The following is a 19,948-nucleotide window of genomic DNA, read 5'->3' as shown; positions in this document are numbered from 1 at the left end:
GGGGAGATTATCTGGCCGCCACCAGGGACACCCACGAGGCCACCAGCGGGGAAGATCACTGGCCGCCCACGGGGAGCACTACGAGGCCGTTGACAGCGCAGGAGCGCGTTGAGCGCGATCTGTGTCTCGAGACGGGCGAGCGGGGCACCGAAACAGTTGTGGACGCCACCGCCGAAGCCGAAGTGCTGGTTGTCCTCGCGCAGCGGGTCGAAGCGGTCGGGGGCGTCGAACCGATAAGGGTCCCGGTTGCCGGAAGCGAGTACGAGGATCAGCGGGGCGCCCCGCGGGACCGTGACACCGGCGACTTCGATATCGACGAGCGGCGAGCGCTGGGGCAGGAAGTGGACGGGGGGCTCGTAGCGCAGCAGCTCCTCCACCGCCCGCGGCATGAGCGCGGGCTCGGCGCGCAGCCGCTCCAGGACGCCGGGGTGGCGGAGGAAGGTGAGCATGCCGTTGGTGATCAGATTGACGGTGGTCTCGTGTCCGGCGATGAGCAGCAGCACCGCCGTGGCCATCAACTCGGCATGGCTGAGGCCGCCTTCGGGGCCCTCGTCGTTGACGAGGGCGGAGAGCATGTCGGCGGAGGGCCGGCCGCGGCGCTCCTCGGCCAGTTCCCCGAGGTACACGGCCATCGCGGTCCGGGCTTCCTGCGCCGCCCGCCGACGCTGCTCCGGGTCATGGCCGGGGGTGAGATCGATACCGGTGATGATGGCGTTCGTCCAGGCGCGGACGCGCGGCACGTCCTCGTGGGGCACCCCGAGCAGCCGACAGATCACGGTGACGGGGAGCGGATACGCGAAGTCGTCGACGAGGCCGGGTCGACCCGCTCGGCGCGCACCCCGAGCTTCCACCGGGCGTCGGCGACGCGGCGACGCGGCAGCCCGACATCGCCCGCGCGGACCCGGCCGAGCAGTACCTGCTTGGACAGCGGTGGCCTGTCGTACGGAGGGTGGGGCTCCTCCCCGACGAGGGTCAGCGATCCGCCGAAGCCCTCCTCGCGCAGGGTCTCGGCGGCCCGCAGACCGGCCAGCGAGGCGCCGACGACGACGATGCGGTCGCCACTGTTCATCCGGCACCGGGACCCGCCGGCTCACCGACGAGGATGGCCTGCACCGGGCAGGCCGCCGCCGCTCTGCGGACCTCCTCGTACTGACCGTCGGGAACGGCAGGTGTGAACATCAGGGACTCCTCGCCATGCAGCTCGAACACCTCGGGGGCGAGGAACACGCACTGCGCGTAACCCTGACAACGATTGAGATCGACAACGATCTGCATCCCGGTACACCCCTCCGCGCCGCCCGCCGTCTCCGTCCTATGCCCTGCGGGCGCGCGGCGCGAGCGGGGCTGCTCCGGCGGTGTGACCGGCGGCGGCCCGCCGGTCGGGTCAACCGTGGCGGGCGTCCCCGAACAGCAGCTCCGCCAGGGGGTCACCGTTCAGGAACGCGGCGAGCCGGTCGCGGTCGGGCGCGGTGGCGGGGCCACGGCGGGTCACCGCGTAGGCCGCCGCCGCGTTGGCGCCACGGGCGGCTGTGAGGGGATCCCGGCCCTGGGCGAGCAGCGCCAGGAACGAGCCCACATGGGCATCGCCCGCTCCGTTGCTGTCGACCGGCCGGACCGGGAAGCCCGGCACATGACGGACGGGTTCCCCGGGTGCGGCCAGCCAGCAGCCGTCCTTGTCGGCCCGTACGATCACCCCCGCGCCCGGCGCCAGCCGGGCCCGCAGCGCCGTGGCGGCCGCCGAGGGGTCGTGGTGGCCGGACATCAGCCGGGCCTCGCGCGCATTGGCACTGAGCCAGTCCGTCCGGGCCAGCACCGGGGCCAGTACCGCGTCGGGGATGTCGGCGACCAGCGGCGCCGGATCGAGACAGACCGTGACGTCCGGGCCCAGTGCGGCGGTGAAGCGGGACAGCAGCGGGCCGTTGCCGGGCATCACCAGGCCGTATCCGGAGAGCTGCACCATGTCTCCCGGCCGAAGCCGGGCGGCGACGGTCACGATGTCCGCCTCCGTGAGCCGCGCGTCGACTCCGAAACTCGTGACGAACGTACGCTCGCCGCCCGCGTCGACGAGTGCGACGGCGAAACCGGTGTCCCCGTCGGTACGGACCGGCAGCAGGACCTCGATCCCCTCGGCGGCGAGGGCCGCGCGGACGAGGTCTCCGTACGGGCCGGTGCCGTGCAGTCCCGCGAAGACCGCTTCCGTACCGAGGCGTCGGGCCGCGGTGAGCGTGTTGAAACCGCCGCCCGCCGTCAGTTCGGTACGCGAGCCGATGACGTCTCCGCCGCGCTCGGGAAGTTCGGGGACCTCGATCACCAGATCCGCGATGACGTTCCCGGCGAGGACCAGACGGCCGCTCATCGGCCGGCCTTGTCGAGCACGGGCGCCGCGGCGGCGTCGCGCGGACTTCCGCCGAGGCGGCCGCAGAGCGCGTACACACCGGCGCCGACGGCCATCGAGATCGCCCAGCCCAGACCGTTCGTACCGAGCCAGGTACCGGCGAGGGGACCGGAGAACCACAGGTGCTTCTCGTCGGTCCCCGCCTCGGTGAACAGCAGGCCGGCCACGATGGCCACGCCCCAGCCGACGACGGCGGGCAGATGGAAACCGCCCGTGTACCAGTACCGGCTGCCGCGCGCGGTGTCCATCAGCGCCGCGGCGTCGTAGTCGCGACCGCGCACGGAGTCGACCGCGACCACCCCGATCCACGCGGAGACGGGCACCGCCAGGAGGGTCAGGAAGGTCGTGAAGGGACCGTAGAAGTCCTTCGCGATCAGCATGAAGTAGATGCCGCCAGCGAACATCAGCACGACATCGAGGGCCACCGCCACCGGGCGCGGTACGCGCAGACCCAGTGTGATCATGGTCAGTCCGGCGGAGTAGGTGGAGAGATGGTTCGACATCAGCAGTCCGCCGAAGGCCGCGACGAGGTACGGGACGGCCATCCAGGACGGCAGCATGGCGTTGATGGCCGAGACCGGGTCGGACGCGGTGGCGAGCGTCGGGTCACCGGCGGAGAGCAGCGATCCGAGCGAGATCAGCAGTACCAGCGGGATGCCCGCGCCGAACGCGGAGGCAACGACGAGCCGCCGTGCCGGAATCGCGCGCGGCAGATAACGGGCGTAGTCGGCGCCCGCGTTCGCCCAGCCGATACCCGTGCCCGCGGCGATGAACCCGATCCCCGCCACCACCGAGCTGGCCGGTCCGGCCGGCGCGTCGAGCACCTTGGCCCAGTCGACGGTCGAGACCAGGAAGCCCATCACGACCAGATTGAGGACGCCGAACACAATGGTCGCCCACTTGTTGATCCACATGATGGTGGCGTGTCCGAGACCGCTGATCAGCAACGTGCAGACGATGAAGACCAGCAGACAGACCAAGGTGAGCAGGGTGTTCCGGCCGACATCGAACACGAGGGCCAGCAGCGCCAGCAGGGCGTACGCCGCGGTGGTCGTCGTGATCGTCTCCCAGCCGATCCTGCTGAGCCAGCTGATCAGCGTCGGCCCGGCGTTGCCCCGCTGCCCGAAAACGGCGCGGGAGAGGGTGAGCGCGGGCGCGCCGCCCTTCTTGCCCGCCAGGCTCAACGCGCCGACCAGCGCGAAGGAGCCGAACGAACCGACCAGGGCGACCAGCGCGGCCTGCCAGATGCTCAGCCCCCGGAAGGCGACGAGCGTGGCACCGAGCGGAAGCCCGAGGATGCTGATGTTGGCGGCGAACCAGGTCCAGAACATCTGACCGGCGTGGCCGTGCCGTTCGGCATCCGGTACCGGTTCGATCCCCCGGGTCTCCACGGAACCGACAACGTCGTGGGTTCTCGATGCGGTCATGACGGACTTCCTTGCTTGGTGCGAAGGGATGGTACGGGGTGGGTACGGGCGATGGCGCCCTGGGAGCGGCCGGCGGGCCGGGCCGCGCCGACCGGTCCTGCGGTTCAGGAGGTCGGCGCGGACGCGGGACCGGGCCCGCGGAGAGCGAGCAGACGTACGGTCAACGGCTCCAGCTCCAGCGCGTTGACGGTCCGCAGGGTCCGGACGGCCTCGGCGGGCAGCGCCGAGAGCCCGGTCACCGAGCCCGCGACCGCCCCGGCGATGGCACCGATGGTGTCGCTGTCGCCGCCGAGACCGGCGGCCAGCAGCGCGCTGCGCCACGGATCGCCGTCGGCCACCGCGAGCACCGCGAAGGCCGCGGGCACCGATTCCTGGCTGGCGACGCTGGTGCCGACGAGTGCGCAGATCCGGTCCAGGGCCTCGGCCTCCGGCAGGCCCGCCACCAGGTTCCGGGCCCACTCGATCCGGGCCGCGATGTCCGCCCCGGCGATCCAGTGCCCGCGCCGGGCCCCGGCCCGCGCGGCGGCGACCGCCGCGGCGACGGCCTCGTCCAGCGTGCCACCGCCGACCCCGGTGCTCACGGCGGCGGCGACGGCCGCGGCCCCCGCGATCCCCACCGTCGTGTCATGGGTGACCTGGCAGGACTCCACGACACGGTCCAGGAAAACGGCCGACGGCTCGGCAGCGAAGGCGATCCCGACCGGGGTGACGCGCATCGCGGCGCCGTTGGTCGAACCGTACCTGCCGGCCTCCCGGGGCGGCACGCCCCGGGAGACAGCGTCCAGCGCGGCCTTGGTGGAGGGGCCGAGGAGATCGAGGGAGCCCTTGGCCTTCATCTCCTTCTCCCAGTCGAGGAGTCTCCGGGCGAACCGGAGCGGATCTATCCGGCCCTGCCCCTCGTCGAGCAGCCGTCCGACGATGACCGCCTGGTCGGTGTCGTCGGTGACCGACCCGGCCGGCATGCCCGCGCTGACCGGGTTGTCGGGCCGCGCGGGTTCGAAGCCGGTGACGGTTCCGTAGACCCGTACGACCTCTTCCCGGGACATGACCTGGGTCGGCATGCCCATCGCGTCGCCGAGCGCGAGTCCGTAGAAGGCGCCCAGGGCGCGGTCGAGCTGGTCGTTCATGGTTGGCCTCCTTGGCCCGAGCGGACGTGCAGTTGGAACCTGACCGGGTCCAGCAGGCTGGTGACCTGCTCGACGACCGAACCGTCGGCGGCCCGGAACACCTGGGCGAGATGGAGAAACGATTCCCCCGGGGAGCGGCTCAGCAGGGCGGCCTCCGCCGCCTCCAGCCCGCGGACCGAGACCAACCCCTCACCGGAGTCGGTCACCCGCCCCGCGGCGACGAGAGCCGTGTTCAGCGAACCGCCGCCGAGGCCGCGTCTCGCCAGCCCGGCCAGTTCCCCGACGGCGGGTACCCGGCTGCGTTCGAGGGAGACGCCCCGCCCGTCGGGCAGACGCCTGACCCGGTCGAGGGCGATGAACGTACTCGACTCCAGCCCCAGCTCCCCGGCCAGCTCCTGATCGGTCACCTCTTCGAAGCACAGAACTTCCACGGGCAGTGCGATGCCCTGCTCGGCCAGTGCCTGGGCCCAGCCGAGGCGGTTGTCCAGGGGCGTTCCGTCGAAGGTGATGAACGAGCCGATCCCGGCGTGTGTGGAGATCAGTCCCTGCTCGCCGAGGACCTGCAGGGCCTGCCGCAGTGTGGTGCGACTGACACCGAACCGCTGGGTGAGCGCGTGTTCCCCGGGCAGCTTGCTGCCGACCGAGTGCACTCCCGAGCGGATCTCGTCGGCGAGCACGCGAGCGATTCGATGAAATTTCTGTACCTGTCCAGGCATGTCCAGAAGATATGCGGGCCATCCCCGCCGTGTCCATGGGCGTGGGCGATTTTTTGGAGGGTCGACCCGCTCTTCGGTCCATCGACCGCCGTGCGGCAGGATGAGGCCATGAGTGTCGTCAAGATCAATGAAGGCGTCAACATACTCACATATGCTGCTGGAGGGCATCCGCACCAGCGACGGCCAGCATAAGAGCCCCGCCCGGCTGTCTTGCTCCTCCGGACGGGGCCGTATGGGGGGCGCTACGCGCGCTTCACGCCATCAGGCGGGACCAGCCCACTCACGGCCCCCGCCCTCGGGCCACAGGAACGCCGTAGGACGCTTCCGGCGCTCGCCCGGCAGTTCGGCGGGGTCCTCATAGTTCGGGATCACGTCACGCAGGACGCCGACCTGTCCCGCGCCGTCTTCTACTCGTCGCCCGATGTCCTCCGTACTGACCATCAGTGCCCCTCGCGGTGCCGCCTCATGAAGACGTTGCAGTCAGACACCGTGGTCATGTCACCCCCAGCACGGGCGCGGGCGCGCACGTTGGCCAATTCAGTGCACCCCGCATACCCCTCCACCGGGGCCGGTTCCGGGTCCAGCCGTAAAAGCAGTTCCACCGGTTTCATGCTGTATCGCGTGGGTTCGGTCATGACGTTCATGATCGGTCCGCCGATAGCTCACGCGGGAGTTGACCAGCATTGACTACTCTGGACATCCATCGGTCAACCCCTGCGTGATGAGGCACGATGCGTAACGACTTCGCTGATCTTGCCCGCCGTCTCCTCCACGAGAGCGGCTATTCAATGAAGGCCGCCGCACGCGCCACCAACTACGACCCCGCCTTTCTGTCCCGTGTGCTCAACGGGAAGCAGCGCCCGTCACTCGCCCTGGCTAAAGCCCTAGACGATCTTCTGGGAACCAGCGGAGCACTGGTGGACACGTTGCTGGACCCTGACGACGACTCCCGGGCGTCCCGCAGCGCTGAGAACCCCTCACGACTGGACGCCGGGACCGTGGATGCACTGGCCGGTATCCTCGCTGCCTACCGACGACTTGATGACACGGCGCAACCCAAGTCGATCATCCCGGCAACTCTCGCCCAAATGAAGGAAGTTACCCGGATGCTGAAGGGTGCCCGGGGTCCCCACCGCGACAGGCTCGCGGGGGTGGCGTCAGAGTTCGTCCAGTTCGGCGGATGGATGCTCGCCCAGGACCGACAGGACGCCCTGGCTGTCCGACTCCTCAATGATGCCGTGGAGTTGGCCGACGAAATCGGGAACGGCACGCTCGCCGCTCAGGCCCTCAACTTCAAGGGCTACCTAGCCCGCCAGCAAGGCAGGCCCGAAGGTGTCGCCCGCTGGTATGCAGCGGCAGCATTCACACCGGGTGCCCACCCCGCTCAACGTCTCGGAGACATGCTCCAGGCGGCAGCCGGCTTGGCGGAGCTAGGGGAGAGAGACAACGCCCTACGCCTGGTCGAGAACGCGGAGAGGCTGACTGACACCGCCGCAGCACTGCCACCCCCAGAGACGGCCTACTGGCTCACGCCCGAGTTCAACCGCTTGAACATGGGTCTCGCGAACCTGGGGCTTGCCCGCTACGCGGACGCTGCGGACCACATCGGGGCGGGGCTCGCAGGGTTGCCCAATGAGCTGCGGGACGCCCCATGGACTTGGGAACATCGTGACGCGCTGAAGAGGGCGTTGGCGGCGCGCTGAACTGACGGCTGCCAAGCCCGTACACGGACACGGCTGCCACCACGCTCCGGTCTCTGATCAGGGCGTTCCGGGGCACCCCCCCACCCCTTCACGTGGCTATCCTCCGGTGCCGTCCAGTACGTTCCCGCTGGTCAGGTACCGATTAGCATCCGAAAAATGGGATCACACCTAGCGCGCGTACGCCGTGCTGGGGCCGGGGTCGCCAGCGAGGGTGTCACCTGAACTTTGATCAGGCATACCCGTGGGTCTGAACATGAGAAAGACCGTCCACCACCAGGGACAGACGGTCTCTCAAGTCGGGTCGGGCTACTCGGCTTCGCTCAATGCCCGGTACAGAGTCGCACGGGACACCCCGAGAGCCTTGGCAACGGCCGTGACGCTCTCGCCCTTGGCACGGCGAGCCTTGGCCGCAGCGAGCTTGTCAGCGTCCATCACCGCCGGACGCCCGCCCGTACACCCCTGAGCCCTGGCAGCAGCGAGACCCGCCCGCGTACGGTCCTTGATCAAGTCCCGCTCGAACTCCGCCATGGCACCCACTACCTGAAGCATCAGCCGCCCGTCCGGCGTGTTCGGGTCGATGCTCGCCAGCGCCCCCGTGAGCACCTTGAAGCCGATACCCCGAGCCGCAAGCGAGTCCACCATCGTCACAAGGTCGATCAGCGAACGGGCGAACCGGTCCAGCTTCCACACGCACACCGTGTCACCGGGACACGCGTAGTCGAGAGCGGCGGCAAGCTCCGGGCGGTCGGCGTTCTTCCCGCTCGCCTTGTCCGTGAAGATCCGGGCGCAGCCTGCCTCCGTCAGCGCGTCGTTCTGCAACTGCGCTTCCTGGTCGTCCGTGCTGACGCGTGCGTACCCGATCATGTGCCCCGTGGTCGTGTTCATGACGAGGTCGTCTCATAACTCGTCTCATAACATCAAGAGGTTTGAGCAAGTTCTGAGACGGGTTTTGCTACGGGGTTTCAGGGGCCTGGAGTGGTCGGCGGGGCCGTCTCGATAACCATCGTTTGAGAGACGTCCACCAACGATCACGGAGCGCAACGGGCGACCCGCAGAAACACCCTGATGAGCCATCGGAAAGTTTCTCCTCCCACACGCTCTGGCGTAAGGCGGGAGGGGAGCACCCCCCTGGGGTCAGCTCAGCGTCAGGAGAGGCGGAGACCACTCGTCCATCGACTTGTCCTTCTTCGACGCGTTGCAGAGCACGCAGACCACCCGCAGATTGGCGATCTGGACAGGCCGCCCCTCGATATCGGGATCAGGTGATCGATCACGCCGCCTTCGGGCAGCGGAGCCGAACAGTGGAAGCACCCCGCATCCCCGTGCGCCTCACGCACCTTGCGCTGAACCGTCACCCGGCGCGTCACTGTGCGCTGTACCTTCTGGCACGACCGGCACACCCCGTCACGGAACTTGAGCACCACGGGCTTACCGCACCGCCGGCACGGCACCGGCTCAGGCTTCGTGCGAGCACGTTTACGGACGTACTCAGCGGCACGGCTGCACTCCTCGGAGCAGTACAGGCGACCCCGGCCGCCCGACACGCCCACGAGGTTCGAACACCTCGGGCCCTGGCACGGCATTGCGGCAGCCTCTTGCCGCCTCTGTTCCACCCGCTTACGGCGCTCCGCCCGGCGCGACTTGTCCACTTCCTCAGCGCACCGCAAGCAGGACAGCGCCCAGGACTCCCGACCGTGCGGCTCATCACACCGATGGCAGCGCGGAGCACCAACGGCAGCCCGCGCCGCCTCACGCGCCTTACGGGCAGCGATCTGCAACCGTGCCGACTCGACACACAGCGGCGCACCACACGTCCCACGGTCGGAACGTGGACGCGAACCAAGGCACTCCGAACGCGTGGCGCGAGACTCGTCAAGGGCCGTCAAGCGACACCCCACCTCTTTCGTTTTTGTTGATCATGAAGCATTGCTGCAGGGGCACTGCAAGCCAGTAGCCGCAAGGGTTGGGACCGGGTGCCGGGCAGGGCCCAAAGAAGCAAAACAGCGGAAACCGAGACCCACCCCGTGAACGTCGTTCCACCACTCCCCCGACGAAACCGTGACCGAAGTCCGACGTCGTCCCCGACCCTAGCCGGACCCGCTGACAGCAATCCCGCAGGTCACACACGCTGCCAGGAACGCCGAACGGCCCGCCACCGGGTTTCCCCAGCAACGGGCCGCGAACAGCGCGCAGGCAGGCTCAGGCACTCGCAGGTTCCGGAGACTCAGCCCACCGCAGGATCACGCGGTCAAGGGTGTTCGCGTTCCGGCCCCTGCCCACGGACTTGGCGATCCTCACGGAGTCGATGAACAGCGCCAGGAACTCCCGCTTCGTTTTGAGGTCCCACGCTGCCCACGTGGACCCCTCGCCGATCGGGTCTCCGTCCACACCGGTCCACTCATTGGGAATCTCGATCGTCTGGCTTTCCGTCGCGTCCAGTTGGGCAAGTCGTTCGGCCGTGCGTTCCTCGTGGGCCGACAGACGCGCCATGGACTCGTGGAACATCTGCGTGCCCGTCTTGTCGTCGTAGACACCGGCCAACCGGTCCATGTGCAGGATGCGGCGTGACTCCCGTACGTGGTCCAGTTCGGCGCGCACTGCCGCTCGTTCAGCGTCCCGCTGGGACGTGTCCCGCTGCCTGGCGAATCGACGTGCCGCCTCAGCAAGCCATTCGAGGTCTTCCGGGTCGTCCGGGTCCATAGCGGTGAGGCGCGCCCACACTCGGCGTGCCGTTTGGTCGTCCGCCGCTTCCTGGCCGATGACGAGACCGCCATGGCCGACTACGACTCCCCCGGCACGGTTGCACTTGTAGTAGAGCTTCCCCGCCCGGCGGTCAGTGACCATGACGGAGCCGCACACGTCACAGAACAGCAGCCCGTGACCGGCAAGCAGCGTGGGCACGCGTCGCCCGGCGTGCACGACGGTCTGTGTGCGGCCGTTAAGCACGTCCTGTAGCTGCCACCACTCCTCGGCGGGGATCAGCGCGTCGTGCGTCTGGATGGGCTGCCCATCTTCGTCACGGAGGATGACGCGCTTGCCCGTCTTCCCCGGAACCGGGTTGCCTTCAGCATCCTTGGTCGGCTGTACCCGCCCCTGCCATTCGATCGCGTACCCGGCAAGGCGCGGATCCCGCAGGATGCGAAGCACGGTGGAGGACACCCACGCGGGCCGGTCCACAGCTTCCGAGATCGCCCGAGCACGCCGCGCGGCGAGCCGCTTTATGCCCGCCTCTCCCAGGGACTCAGCCTTGGTGGGCACACCCTCTTCGTTGAGCCGCTTGGCGATTTGCGAGGCGGACAGGCCGTCCGCCGCCCACGCGGCCATGTCGCGGACGTGCGGGGCCTCTACCGGATCCGGAACGAGCCGGATGACGGACAGCTTGCCGCTGGTTCCCCGCTCCGTCGTGAAGCCGTACGGGGCGACGCCGGACACGTGGCTACCGGCTCGCCGGAGTGTGTCCTTCGTGGCGGAGACGTAGGCCGACTTCATGTCGGATTCCTGCTGCGCCAGACCCGCGATGATGGCCAGGATGCCGACACCGACAGGGGTGGACGTGTCAAGGTACGGCTCTTCCACGCTGACCAGCCGGACGCCGTGCGATTCCAACTCTTCGATGATCCGCATGGCTTCCAGCGCGCCCCGACGCGTGAGGCGGGACAGCGAGAAGACGACCACCGCGTCCACATGCCCGCCACGTACGGCATCCATCATCTCTTCGAACCCCGGACGGTGAATGCTGGGGTCCCATCCGGACTTGCCGACGTCCTCGAAGTGGCCCGCGTCGTTCCACCCTTTCGAGCTAATGAGTGACGCGCACCGGTCGCGCTGCGCCACGGGTGACGCCTGCGAATCGTCCTCACGGCGCTTTGACTGACGGATGTAGGAGACTGCTCGCACGTGGTCAAGGCTAGGTGCGGTGCCCGGCCTGTACTTCCTGAGAGGTGTCATGTGCCTAGTGTGGTAAAGATCAACGTACTGACCGTTCCCTCCGAGCAGCGGGAGACGCTGGAGAAGCGCTTCGCCTCCCGTGCCCATGCCGTAGAGGGCTCCGACGGGTTCGAGTGGTTCGAACTCCTCCGCCCCGTCGAAGGCACCGACAACTATCTCGTCTACACGCGGTGGCAGGACGAGGAGTCCTTCCAGGCATGGATGGAGGGCCCCATGAAGGCGGCCCATCAGGGCGGCAACGCGGAGGGCGGCGACCGCCCCAAGCCGGCGGCGAGCGGGTCCACGCTGTGGTCCTTCGAGGTCGTGCAGCAGGCGGCACCCCAGAAGTAGGCGGACAGTCCGCCACGCGCACGCGCGGCACCGGCGGATGAAGGACCCCGGCCCCCGGCAGCGCGGGCCGGGGCAACGCTCCGCCCGGGCCGGACCGCTTCCGGCGCACCGCCGCCGTGCGGTGCGCACGGTCCCCGAGGCGCGCGACGATCACCCGAAGGAGACGGCCGCTCTCCGCACCTTGTCCTCAAGGCTGAGCGGCTGACGCTCCGCCTTCGGAGAGGCGGCCCCCTCGGTGATGCGCACGGCGTCATGCGCCGACCGGCGAACCAGGGGGGGAAGGCGGCCGTCAGCGTCTCTTCCGGGATCGTCTCCGAGCACTCGGACGCCGCCGGACAGGCCGCGGCCCTGAGCGTCTGCGCTGCGGTCCGCTCGATGAAACGGCTTGCCCCTCCGGCAGGGGCTCACCCAGGATGCGCGTACCGCCGTACGATCCGCCACAGCGACCGGGCCGGCAGGCTCACGCGGTCGTCATCGAGCATCGGCACCGACCCGAGCGGAAACGGCAGGATGCGGTTGTACGAGCCTCCGGCCGCTTCCGACTCACCCACCTACCGGGGCGACGACAACGCGCTGATCTTCGTGGATCAGTCCGTGATCAACATTCTGAAGCGGCAGAAGGAGCGGCGGGATTCCGAGCGTCAGCGTCTCGGGGCGGCGTGGGTCGATCATGACCTTGTGTTCGCCCCGTGACGGGTGCAAGTTCCACCGGGGTGGGACAGGCCGGCCCCGGGGCCCGGAGAAGGTGTCGGCGCGATGACGCACCCTGCGCCGCGAATGTCCGGGCATCACTCGCCGGGCCGCACCATGGTCCGGTACGGCCACTCACGTAAGGACGGAGCGCGCCGACCGGCCGCTTCCGGTGCGGGCCGTCCCGGCCTGTCTTCCCTGATCCGACAGGGGATTCGCTGGGCTGTTGGTCGCGTGGTTGGTCACGCCACAGCCCAGAAAAGCAGAAAACCCCTGATCAACAGGGGTTCCAGCTGGTGTCCGAGGGGGGACTTGAACCCCCACGCCCGATAAAGGGCACTAGCACCTCAAGCTAGCGCGTCTGCCATTCCGCCACCCGGACAAGGTGTCTGCCGGGCTGCCCTGGGGCGTTCCGACGTGGAAAACCATAGCAAACATTCGAGGGTGCCCGATCACGCCCCCGTTCGGCCGGACCGCCGTTCGGGCCGGGGCGTGTGGTGGGTGTATGCCGGGGTGGGGGCCGTCTTGGGTGTGGGGGTGGGGCGCGGGAGTATGGGGGGAGCAGCAGCCCGTACCGGGCCGTGGACCAGTAGTAACGACCGTGGGAGTGAGCAGCGTGAGCGAGCCGAACGCGGGCAGGACCGTCTCGGGCGAGGACGAGGTCGTCGATCTCTGCCGTGATCTGATCCGGATCGACACCAGCAACTACGGCGACCACTCGGGGCCGGGGGAGCGGGCCGCCGCCGAGTACGTCGCGGAGAAGCTCGCCGAGGTGGGCCTCGAACCGCAGATCTTCGAGTCGCACAAGGGGCGTGCCTCCACCGTCGCCCGGATCGAGGGCGAGGACCCCTCCAGGCCCGCGCTGCTCATCCACGGCCACACCGATGTCGTACCGGCCAACGCCGAGGACTGGACGCACCACCCGTTCTCGGGCGAGATCGCGGACGGCTGTGTCTGGGGCCGGGGCGCGGTCGACATGAAGGACATGGACGCGATGACCCTCGCGGTCGTACGGGACCGGATGCGCAGCGGGCGCAAGCCGCCGCGCGACATCGTGCTGGCCTTCCTCGCGGACGAGGAGGCGGGGGGCACGTACGGCGCGCGGTATCTCGTCGACAAGCACCCGGGGCTCTTCGAGGGGGTCACGGAGGCGATCAGCGAGGTCGGCGGCTTCTCCTTCACCGTCAACGAGAACCTGCGGCTGTATCTCGTCGAGACGGCGCAGAAGGGCATGCACTGGATGCGGCTGACGGTGGAGGGCACCGCCGGGCACGGCTCGATGACCAACAACGACAACGCCATCACGGAGCTGTGCGAGGCCGTGGGCCGGCTCGGCCGCCATCAGTGGCCGGTGAGGGTGACCAAGACCGTACGGTCGTTCCTCGACGAGCTGTCCGACGCGCTGGGCACCCCGCTGGACCCCGAGGACATGGACGCCACGCTCGCCAAGCTCGGTGGGATCGCGAAGATGGTGGGGGCCACCCTGCGCAACTCCGCCGCCCCCACCATGCTCGGCGCCGGCTACAAGGTGAACGTGATCCCCGGCCAGGCGACCGCGCATGTCGACGGCCGTTTCCTGCCCGGGTACGAGCAGGAGTTCCTGGCCGACCTCGACCGGATCCTCGGTCCCCGGGTCAAGCGCGAGGACGTGCACGGCGACAAGGCGCTGGAGACCAGCTTCGACGGGAAGCTGGTGGACGCCATGCAGACCGCGCTGGTGGCCGAGGACCCGATCGCGCGGGCCGTGCCGTACATGCTCTCGGGGGGTACGGACGCCAAGTCGTTCGACGATCTCGGGATCCGCGGCTTCGGGTTCGCGCCGCTCAAGCTGCCGCCCGAGCTGGATTTCGCGGGGATGTTCCACGGGGTCGACGAACGGGTGCCGGTGGAGGGTCTCCAGTTCGGGGTGCGCGTACTCGATCGCTTCATCGACCACAGCTGACACATCCTGCACATATTCGTCCGCGTGTGCGTATGCGACTGAGAAGAGTGAACGCGCTCATACGGTCGTAGCCTCATTAATTCCCCCTCGTTACAGGTGGTGCGGTCCGCGGCTGGGACCGCATGTGCCTACAAGGAGGAACAAATGCTCAAGAAGGTCGTCGCTGCTGCGGCTGTCACCGGTGGTCTCGTGCTCGCGGGTGCGGGTATGGCCGTTGCCGACTCGGGCGCTCAGGCCGCCGCCGTCGGTTCCCCCGGCGTGCTCTCGGGCAATGTGATCCAGGTTCCGGTGCACATCCCGGTCAACCTGTGCGGCAACACGATCAACGTGATCGGGCTGCTGAACCCCGCCTTCGGCAACGTCTGCGTCAACCAGTGACGTCGTAGCTCTCACTCATGAGAGCCCGAGCCCGGTCGGCCCCGGAGCGCGCCCAGCGCTCCGGGGCCGCTGGGCATCCTGCCCCGGCACCGATGCCCAGGGGCAGTCCCCAAGGCAGAAGGCAGGGATCGAAGCAATGAGGCAGGTCACGCGCAAAAGCCTGATCACCGTGGCGGCAGCGGGCGGAGTGCTCGCGCTCGGTGGCGGCTACGCGCAGGCGGACGCGGGCGCCAGTGGCACCGCGGCGAACTCCCCGGGCGTGCTGTCCGGCAACAACGTCCAGGTTCCGGTGCACGTCCCGGTCAACGTGTGCGGCAACACCGTCGACGTCATCGGCGTGCTCAACCCGGCCTTCGGCAACAGCTGCGCCAACGTGTCGGCCAAGCCCTCCGGCGGCGGGCACGGCGGCGGTTACGGCGAGGACGGGTACGGAGGCGAGTACGGCGGCGGCGGGCACACCGCCCCCTCGTACGGCGGCTCGCACACCGGCGGTGGCTACGGGGAGTCGCACCCCGGTGCCACCCACACCGTCCCGGCCGGCGGCTCGCACGGCGGCGGCGCCCACGCCGGCGGCGGCGCGGTCAACTCGCCCGGTGTCGGCTCGGGCAACTCCATCGAGGTGCCGATCGACATCCCCGTGAACGCCTGCGGGAACAGCATCGACATCGTCGGGCTCCTCAACCCCACCTTCGGCAACGGCTGTGAGAACGTCGAGGCGCCCGTCGCCCCGCCGGTCGGGCCCGAGGAGCCCGTCGTGGAGCCGAACCCGCCGGGCAGGCCCGGCAAGCCGACCGAGGTCCGTACGGTCACCACGACCCCGGAGAAGCCGAACACCCCCGAGACGCAGAACGTCGCGAAGCCCGAGTCGCCCGACGTCCTCGCCTCGACCGGTGCCGGTGGGCTCGGGGTCGCCATCCCGGTGGGCGCCGGACTGCTGCTGGCGGGCACCATCCTCTACCGCCGCGCCCGCGCTTCGGCGTAGTCGGGCGGTACACGGACGGCTCGCGGGAGCCGTCCGGTACGGGACCGGGGCGGGCCTCGCGTCAGCGGGGCCCGTTCCGCCGTACTCACCAGGTGGCGCGCACCTGGCGGATGATGCGCCGGCGCAGCCGCACCCTGCGGCTGCCGTCCCGGTGCAGGCTCAGACGGTCCAATTCCCAGTGCCCGTACTCGGCATGGTCGGTCAGCAGACGGGCCGCCTCCCTGCGGGAAACCGCGCGCGGCACGTACACGTCGACAAATTCGTATTCCGGCATCGCATCTATTGTGCGGGCAGAGGCCCGGTACGGATAGCGTCTGCACTATGTCTGATGCTGCGCAGCCCACCGCTGCCGAGGTACGTGCTGCCGCCGAGGCGGTCAAGGTCGCTCTGGACCGTCATCTGGCAGCGGTCGAACACCGCACGGGTGAGGACGACCCGGCTGTCTCCGACGCGTTCAACGCCCTCGCCGTCGCGGCCGAGGTCTACGACGAGCGGCTCTACAACCGATACGACGAGGTCACCCCCTTCGAGATCCCCGACCCGGACGACTCGCTGCCGCCCTACAACGGTCCCGAGGAACCCAACGCCCTCAGCGTGCTGATCCGGCGCGACTACGCGGTGGCGGAGCCGCAGCGGCTGCTCGCCCAGGCACAGCGCATCGCCGATGTGGAGGCGGACACCGACACCGGATCCGTGGTGGGCAGCAGTGTGCACGCCGCCCTCGGGGTGCTCTTCGGGGAGTACGAACCGGACGAGATCGCCTCCCGGCACAAGGAGTTCGGCCTTGAGGAGGGCGATTCCACGCTCTGGGTGTCGGCCGCCGAGGATCTCCCCGAACCGGGGGAGTGGCTGGCGGCCCCCTTCGAACAGGCCGACCCCCAGCAGGTGGTCTGCCGGTTCGACGTCAGCGCGGTCTTCGACGAGGACGACCTCGACGCGGACCTGGACGATCTGGAAGAACAGGACGCCTGATCCCGGCGCGCGCCCCGACGGCGGGCGCCCGGATCATCCCGTCACCCCGGCAGGTCCGCCGGAGCCAGCAGGGCCTCCAGCAGCGGACCCAGCCGGGTCGTGCGGTCCTGCGCCGGTACGTCGGCCACCGCGCGTGCCAGCGCCTGGTCGACACCGTGGACCACGGACAGATGACGGTCGCCCCGGCCGAAGGCCGTATAGACCCAGGGACGGCTCAGCCCGCCCGCCGCGTCCCCGGGGAGCACCACGACCGCCGCGGGCCACCGCATCCCCGCCGCCTGGTGCGCCGTGAGCGCCCAGCCGTGGCGTACGGCCGACTCGACCCGCTCCCGGGGCACCAGCACCGGCGTACCCCCGCAGTCGAGCCGCAGCCCCTCGGCGTCCGCCGAGACCACCACGCCCTGGAGCGTCCGGCCGGGCGCGGGGACGTGGGCGACCCTGTCCCCCGGGTCGAAGCCGCCGAACGCGCCGGGGCCCGGGTTGAGCCGCTGCTTGAGCGCCGCGTTGAGCGCGCGCGTACCGGCCGGGCCGCCGTGGCCCACGGTGATCACCTGGGTCTCCCCGGCGGTCACCCCGAAGGCGCGCGGCACGGACTCGGCCACCAGCTGCACCGCGCGGTGCACGGCCTCGCCCGCGTCCCGTACCGGAACGATCACGACCTCCTTGCCGGGCGCCGCCACCTGGTGCAGCTCGCCGACGCCGATCCCGGAGACCAGCTCGCCGACCGGCCCCGGATCGGGGGTACGGGACGCGACGCGCGGGCACACCCGGGCCGCCAGCAGATCGCCGAACACCCGGCCCGCGCCGGCCGACGCGAGCACCCCGGGGTCACCGCTGAGCACCAGCCTCGCCCCGTCCGGCAGCGACTCCACGAGCATCGCCGCCGTCTCCACATCCAGCTGCGGCGCGTCCAGCACCACCAGGAGGTCGAGCGCGAACAGCCCGTCCGCGTCCCGCCCCGGGCCCGCCGCACCGGAGAGCAGACCGGCCACCGTGACCGCGTCCGGCTCCGGGCCCGCCGCCAGCCGGTCGCGGCCGTTCTCGCTGTGGACCGCGACCGCCGCGCGCATCCCGAGCGCGCGGACCGCCCCGGCCAGGGCCACCGGCTCGGCCCGCGCGGCCTCACCGCCCGTGTGCGCGACGAGCCCATGACCGGCGGCCGCGCGGATCAGCTCGGCGGCGGAGGACGAGGCCGCGCCCGCCGCGGCCTCCTCCCAGGACGTCTCCGAGCAGGTCTTCAGCAGCCGTGCGAGCCCGTCGGCCAGGCTCTCCTCCGCGAGCGCGTACCGGTCGAGCGCCAGCAGCACCGGCGCTGCCGCTGTCTCCGCGCCGGGCTCGTCGGGATCAGTGTCCGCCTCGTCCTCCTCCGGGCCGTCCCGGAACTCCAGCACCACGGCCTCGGCCACCGCGTGCCGTACGGCCCCGGCGGGGTCCGGCACCGCGTGCCCCGCCAGCGCGGTACGCACCGATGCCTCCGCCAGCGCCGTGTGGCCCCGGAGCGCGGCCTGCTCCAGCAGCCATCCGGCCAGCGCGGCGGCCCTGCGCTCGTCCCCGGGGCCGCACGCGGCCCCCAGCAGCGCCCGCGCGAACCCGTCCGCCTGCTCGGGCCGCACCCCCGCCACGGCGAGCAGCCGCCACGGGTCCTCCCGCAGGGCCTCGGCGGCCCGCTCCCCGAGCACGTCCGAGACCTGCCCCGCGAGCGCGGGCGGCGCCCCGCCCTCGGCGAGCACGGCCCGTACGGCGGCGACGGTCCCGGGATCGGGGGCGGGGGCGGGGGCGGGGGCGGACGAGGGCGCCGACGAGGGCCGGGTGGCGCGCGCGGCGGGCCGTGGATCCGGCGACGGCGCGACCGGCGGGGGCGGCGCGACGGCCGGGGCCACCGCCTTCAGCAGCGCCGGGTCGACCGGCGCTCCGCTCTCCACGGCCCGTACGGCCGCGAGCAGATCCGCGGCCCGGCCGCTCAGCTTGGCGCCGGCGGCGATGGGTCCGGCCTTCTCCGCCTTCCGCTGCTCGATCCGGGCCCGCAGTTCCCGCTGCGCGGCCAGCTCGGCCGCCGCCTCGGACAGCTCCGCCTCCGCCTCCGCCTCCGCCGCCTCCGCCTCCGCCGCCTCCGCCTCCGCCGCCTCCGCCTCCGCCGCCTCCGCCGCCTCGGCTTCCGCCGTCGCCTCGGAGCTCAGGCGCTCGGCCCCGGCTTCAACCGCTACCTCGGCCGCTACCTCGGGCTCGGCAACAGCCTCGGCCTCAACAAGCTCGGCCTCGGCCCCGGCCTCGGCCTCGGCCCCGGCCTCGGCCCCGGCCGTGGGCTCCTCCGTGACAGCGGTGTCGCGGTCCGTACTCACAGCGTGCTCCAGTCCTGGTCGGGATAGCGGTGCACGGGCGCCGACACATCGTCGAGCGCCTGGCAGATCTCGTCAGGAAGACTAAGGCTCTCCACTGACAAAGCGGCCGTGAGCTGCTGTGCGTTGCGCGCGCCGATGATCGGCGCGACCACTCCGGGGCGGTCCCTGACCCAGGCGAGCGCGACCTCCAGCGGGGTGGTCGCCAGCCCGTCCGCGGCGGTCGCCACGGCGTCCACGATCCGGCGCGCGGCCTCGTCGAGATACGGCTCGACGAAGGGCGCCATCTGCTCGGACGCGCCCCGTGAATCGGGCGGGGTGGTGTGCCGGTACTTGCCGGTGAGGACCCCGCGACCGAGCGGGGACGAGGGCAGCAGCCCCACCCCCAGGTCGTTCGCGGCGGGCAGCACCTCCCGCTCCACCCCGCGCTGGAGCAGGGAGTACTCCATCTGCGTACTGGCCAGCCGGGTCCGTATCCCGGGCGCCGCGAGCTGCCAGGTGGCGGCCTTGGCGAGCTGCCAGCCGCAGTAGTTCGACACCCCCGCGTATCTGGCCCGGCCGCTGCTGACGGCGATGTCCAGCGCGTGGAGCGTCTCCTCCAGCGGGGTGTCGGTGTCGTAGGCGTGTATCTGCCACAGGTCGACATAGTCCGTGCCGAGCCGCTCCAGCGACGCGTCCAGCGCGGCGAGCAGATGCCCCCGCGACCCGTCGAAGCGGCGGTACGGATCGGGGACGCTCCCGGCTTTTGTCGCGATGATCAGGTCGCGCCGTGGCACAAGCCGTTCGACGAGCTGACCGAGCAGATATTCCGCCTCCCCACCCCCGTACACATCCGCGGTGTCGATCAGCGTTCCGCCCGCTTCCCAGAATGTCTTCAACTGGTCGGCGGCGTCGTGCTCGTCGGTGTCCCGTCCCCAGGTCAGGGTGCCGAGCCCGATCCGGGACACACGCAGGCCGGTACGGCCGAGATGCCTCTGCTCCATGGCGCTTGAGATTACTGGC

The 19,948-nt window shown here is 70.5% G+C and carries 19 protein-coding genes, 1 tRNA gene and 2 pseudogenes; 7 read left to right on the top strand and 15 right to left on the bottom strand.

Annotation, left to right across the window (positions count from 1 at the left end; translation table 11 throughout):
- Window positions 1–95 precede the first annotated feature (95 nt).
- From ACIP8W_RS10315 to ACIP8W_RS10275, 9 genes and pseudogenes are all read right to left on the bottom strand, one after another.
- Window positions 96–821 (bottom strand): annotated as a pseudogene (locus ACIP8W_RS10315) (cytochrome P450); the annotation flags it as partial.
- A pseudogene (locus ACIP8W_RS10310) lies at window positions 818–1,069 on the bottom strand (FAD-dependent oxidoreductase); the annotation flags it as partial. The pseudogenes ACIP8W_RS10315 and ACIP8W_RS10310, both read right to left, overlap by 4 nt.
- The gene (locus ACIP8W_RS10305) at window positions 1,066–1,275 is read right to left on the bottom strand and encodes a ferredoxin (protein ID WP_401950229.1); all 210 of its coding nucleotides are present in this window, start codon (window positions 1,273–1,275) and stop codon (window positions 1,066–1,068) included. The gene ACIP8W_RS10305 and the pseudogene ACIP8W_RS10310, both read right to left, overlap by 4 nt.
- Before the next feature lie 109 nt (window positions 1,276–1,384).
- Window positions 1,385–2,356 (bottom strand): PfkB family carbohydrate kinase, encoded by a 972-nt coding sequence (locus ACIP8W_RS10300; protein WP_401950227.1) that lies wholly within the window; start codon window positions 2,354–2,356, stop codon window positions 1,385–1,387.
- Window positions 2,353–3,822: a purine-cytosine permease family protein gene (locus tag ACIP8W_RS10295; protein WP_401950225.1), complete on the bottom strand. Its 1,470-nt coding sequence runs from the start codon at window positions 3,820–3,822 to the stop codon at window positions 2,353–2,355. The genes ACIP8W_RS10300 and ACIP8W_RS10295 overlap by 4 nt, the downstream gene beginning before the upstream one ends.
- A 104-nt stretch (window positions 3,823–3,926) precedes the next feature.
- Window positions 3,927–4,949 (bottom strand): ADP-ribosylglycohydrolase family protein, encoded by a 1,023-nt coding sequence (locus ACIP8W_RS10290; protein WP_401950222.1) that lies wholly within the window; start codon window positions 4,947–4,949, stop codon window positions 3,927–3,929.
- Window positions 4,946–5,665 (bottom strand): GntR family transcriptional regulator, encoded by a 720-nt coding sequence (locus tag ACIP8W_RS10285; protein ID WP_401950219.1) that lies wholly within the window; start codon window positions 5,663–5,665, stop codon window positions 4,946–4,948. Before ACIP8W_RS10285 ends, ACIP8W_RS10290 begins: the two co-directional genes overlap by 4 nt.
- Before the next feature lie 261 nt (window positions 5,666–5,926).
- Entirely contained in the window at window positions 5,927–6,106 is a 180-nt protein-coding gene (locus ACIP8W_RS10280) for a hypothetical protein (protein ID WP_402202607.1), read from the bottom strand.
- Entirely contained in the window at window positions 6,106–6,300 is a 195-nt protein-coding gene (locus tag ACIP8W_RS10275) for a hypothetical protein (protein WP_401950214.1), read from the bottom strand. The genes ACIP8W_RS10280 and ACIP8W_RS10275 overlap by 1 nt, the downstream gene beginning before the upstream one ends.
- Before the next feature lie 96 nt (window positions 6,301–6,396).
- Between ACIP8W_RS10275 and ACIP8W_RS10270 the strand changes: the two genes are divergently transcribed.
- On the top strand, window positions 6,397–7,368 hold the full coding sequence (locus ACIP8W_RS10270) for a helix-turn-helix domain-containing protein (protein WP_402202605.1): 972 nt from the start codon (window positions 6,397–6,399) through the stop codon (window positions 7,366–7,368).
- Window positions 7,369–7,674: 306 nt separating this feature from the next.
- On the opposite strand, the gene ACIP8W_RS10265 is transcribed toward ACIP8W_RS10270, so the two are convergent.
- Window positions 7,675–8,253: a recombinase family protein gene (locus ACIP8W_RS10265; protein ID WP_401950209.1), complete on the bottom strand. Its 579-nt coding sequence runs from the start codon at window positions 8,251–8,253 to the stop codon at window positions 7,675–7,677.
- A 1,314-nt stretch (window positions 8,254–9,567) separates the two neighbouring features.
- Complete coding sequence (locus tag ACIP8W_RS10260) at window positions 9,568–11,316, bottom strand: recombinase family protein (RefSeq protein WP_401950207.1); 1,749 nt, start codon at window positions 11,314–11,316, stop codon at window positions 9,568–9,570.
- Between ACIP8W_RS10260 and ACIP8W_RS10255 the strand changes: the two genes are divergently transcribed.
- Complete coding sequence (locus ACIP8W_RS10255) at window positions 11,317–11,646, top strand: antibiotic biosynthesis monooxygenase family protein (protein WP_401950204.1); 330 nt, start codon at window positions 11,317–11,319, stop codon at window positions 11,644–11,646.
- Window positions 11,647–12,156: 510 nt separating this feature from the next.
- Complete coding sequence (locus ACIP8W_RS10250; RefSeq protein ID WP_402202603.1) at window positions 12,157–12,339, top strand: hypothetical protein; 183 nt, start codon at window positions 12,157–12,159, stop codon at window positions 12,337–12,339.
- A 291-nt stretch (window positions 12,340–12,630) separates the two neighbouring features.
- Here ACIP8W_RS10250 and ACIP8W_RS10245 read toward each other — a convergent pair.
- Window positions 12,631–12,718: transfer RNA gene (locus ACIP8W_RS10245), tRNA-Leu, on the bottom strand.
- A 234-nt stretch (window positions 12,719–12,952) separates the two neighbouring features.
- On the opposite strand from ACIP8W_RS10245, the gene ACIP8W_RS10240 reads away from it, so the two are divergent.
- The 3 genes from ACIP8W_RS10240 (at window position 12,953) to ACIP8W_RS10230 (ending at window position 15,638) form a co-directional block, all read left to right on the top strand.
- The gene (locus ACIP8W_RS10240) at window positions 12,953–14,278 is read left to right on the top strand and encodes a M20/M25/M40 family metallo-hydrolase (RefSeq protein WP_402202601.1); all 1,326 of its coding nucleotides are present in this window, start codon (window positions 12,953–12,955) and stop codon (window positions 14,276–14,278) included.
- 144 nt (window positions 14,279–14,422) lie between these two features.
- The gene (chpH, locus tag ACIP8W_RS10235; RefSeq protein WP_401950196.1) at window positions 14,423–14,656 is read left to right on the top strand and encodes a chaplin ChpH; all 234 of its coding nucleotides are present in this window, start codon (window positions 14,423–14,425) and stop codon (window positions 14,654–14,656) included.
- A 136-nt stretch (window positions 14,657–14,792) separates the two neighbouring features.
- Window positions 14,793–15,638 (top strand): chaplin family protein, encoded by an 846-nt coding sequence (locus ACIP8W_RS10230; RefSeq protein WP_401950193.1) that lies wholly within the window; start codon window positions 14,793–14,795, stop codon window positions 15,636–15,638.
- An 85-nt stretch (window positions 15,639–15,723) separates the two neighbouring features.
- Here ACIP8W_RS10230 and ACIP8W_RS10225 read toward each other — a convergent pair whose 3' ends face one another.
- The gene (locus tag ACIP8W_RS10225; protein WP_401950190.1) at window positions 15,724–15,912 is read right to left on the bottom strand and encodes a DUF5703 family protein; all 189 of its coding nucleotides are present in this window, start codon (window positions 15,910–15,912) and stop codon (window positions 15,724–15,726) included.
- Window positions 15,913–15,959: 47 nt separating this feature from the next.
- Here ACIP8W_RS10225 and ACIP8W_RS10220 point away from each other — a divergent pair, with 47 nt between their 5' ends.
- A complete protein-coding gene (locus ACIP8W_RS10220; protein ID WP_401950187.1) occupies window positions 15,960–16,610 on the top strand; it encodes a hypothetical protein in 651 nt (216 codons plus the stop codon).
- Between the two features lie 41 nt (window positions 16,611–16,651).
- Here the strand turns inward: ACIP8W_RS10220 and ACIP8W_RS10215 are convergent, their stop codons facing one another.
- Both ACIP8W_RS10215 and ACIP8W_RS10210 read right to left on the bottom strand, forming a co-directional pair.
- On the bottom strand, window positions 16,652–18,949 hold the full coding sequence (locus ACIP8W_RS10215; protein WP_402202598.1) for a helix-hairpin-helix domain-containing protein: 2,298 nt from the start codon (window positions 18,947–18,949) through the stop codon (window positions 16,652–16,654).
- On the bottom strand, window positions 18,946–19,929 hold the full coding sequence (locus ACIP8W_RS10210) for an aldo/keto reductase (protein ID WP_401950182.1): 984 nt from the start codon (window positions 19,927–19,929) through the stop codon (window positions 18,946–18,948). Before ACIP8W_RS10210 ends, ACIP8W_RS10215 begins: the two co-directional genes overlap by 4 nt.
- Window positions 19,930–19,948 lie beyond the last annotated feature (19 nt).

Origin of the sequence: Streptomyces sp. NPDC088554 (assembly GCF_044752945.1) — a bacterium.
Lineage (GTDB): Bacteria > Actinomycetota > Actinomycetes > Streptomycetales > Streptomycetaceae > Streptomyces.
The sequence above is the reverse complement of the archived record's forward strand: the minus strand, read 5'-3'. Positions and strand labels throughout refer to the sequence as shown.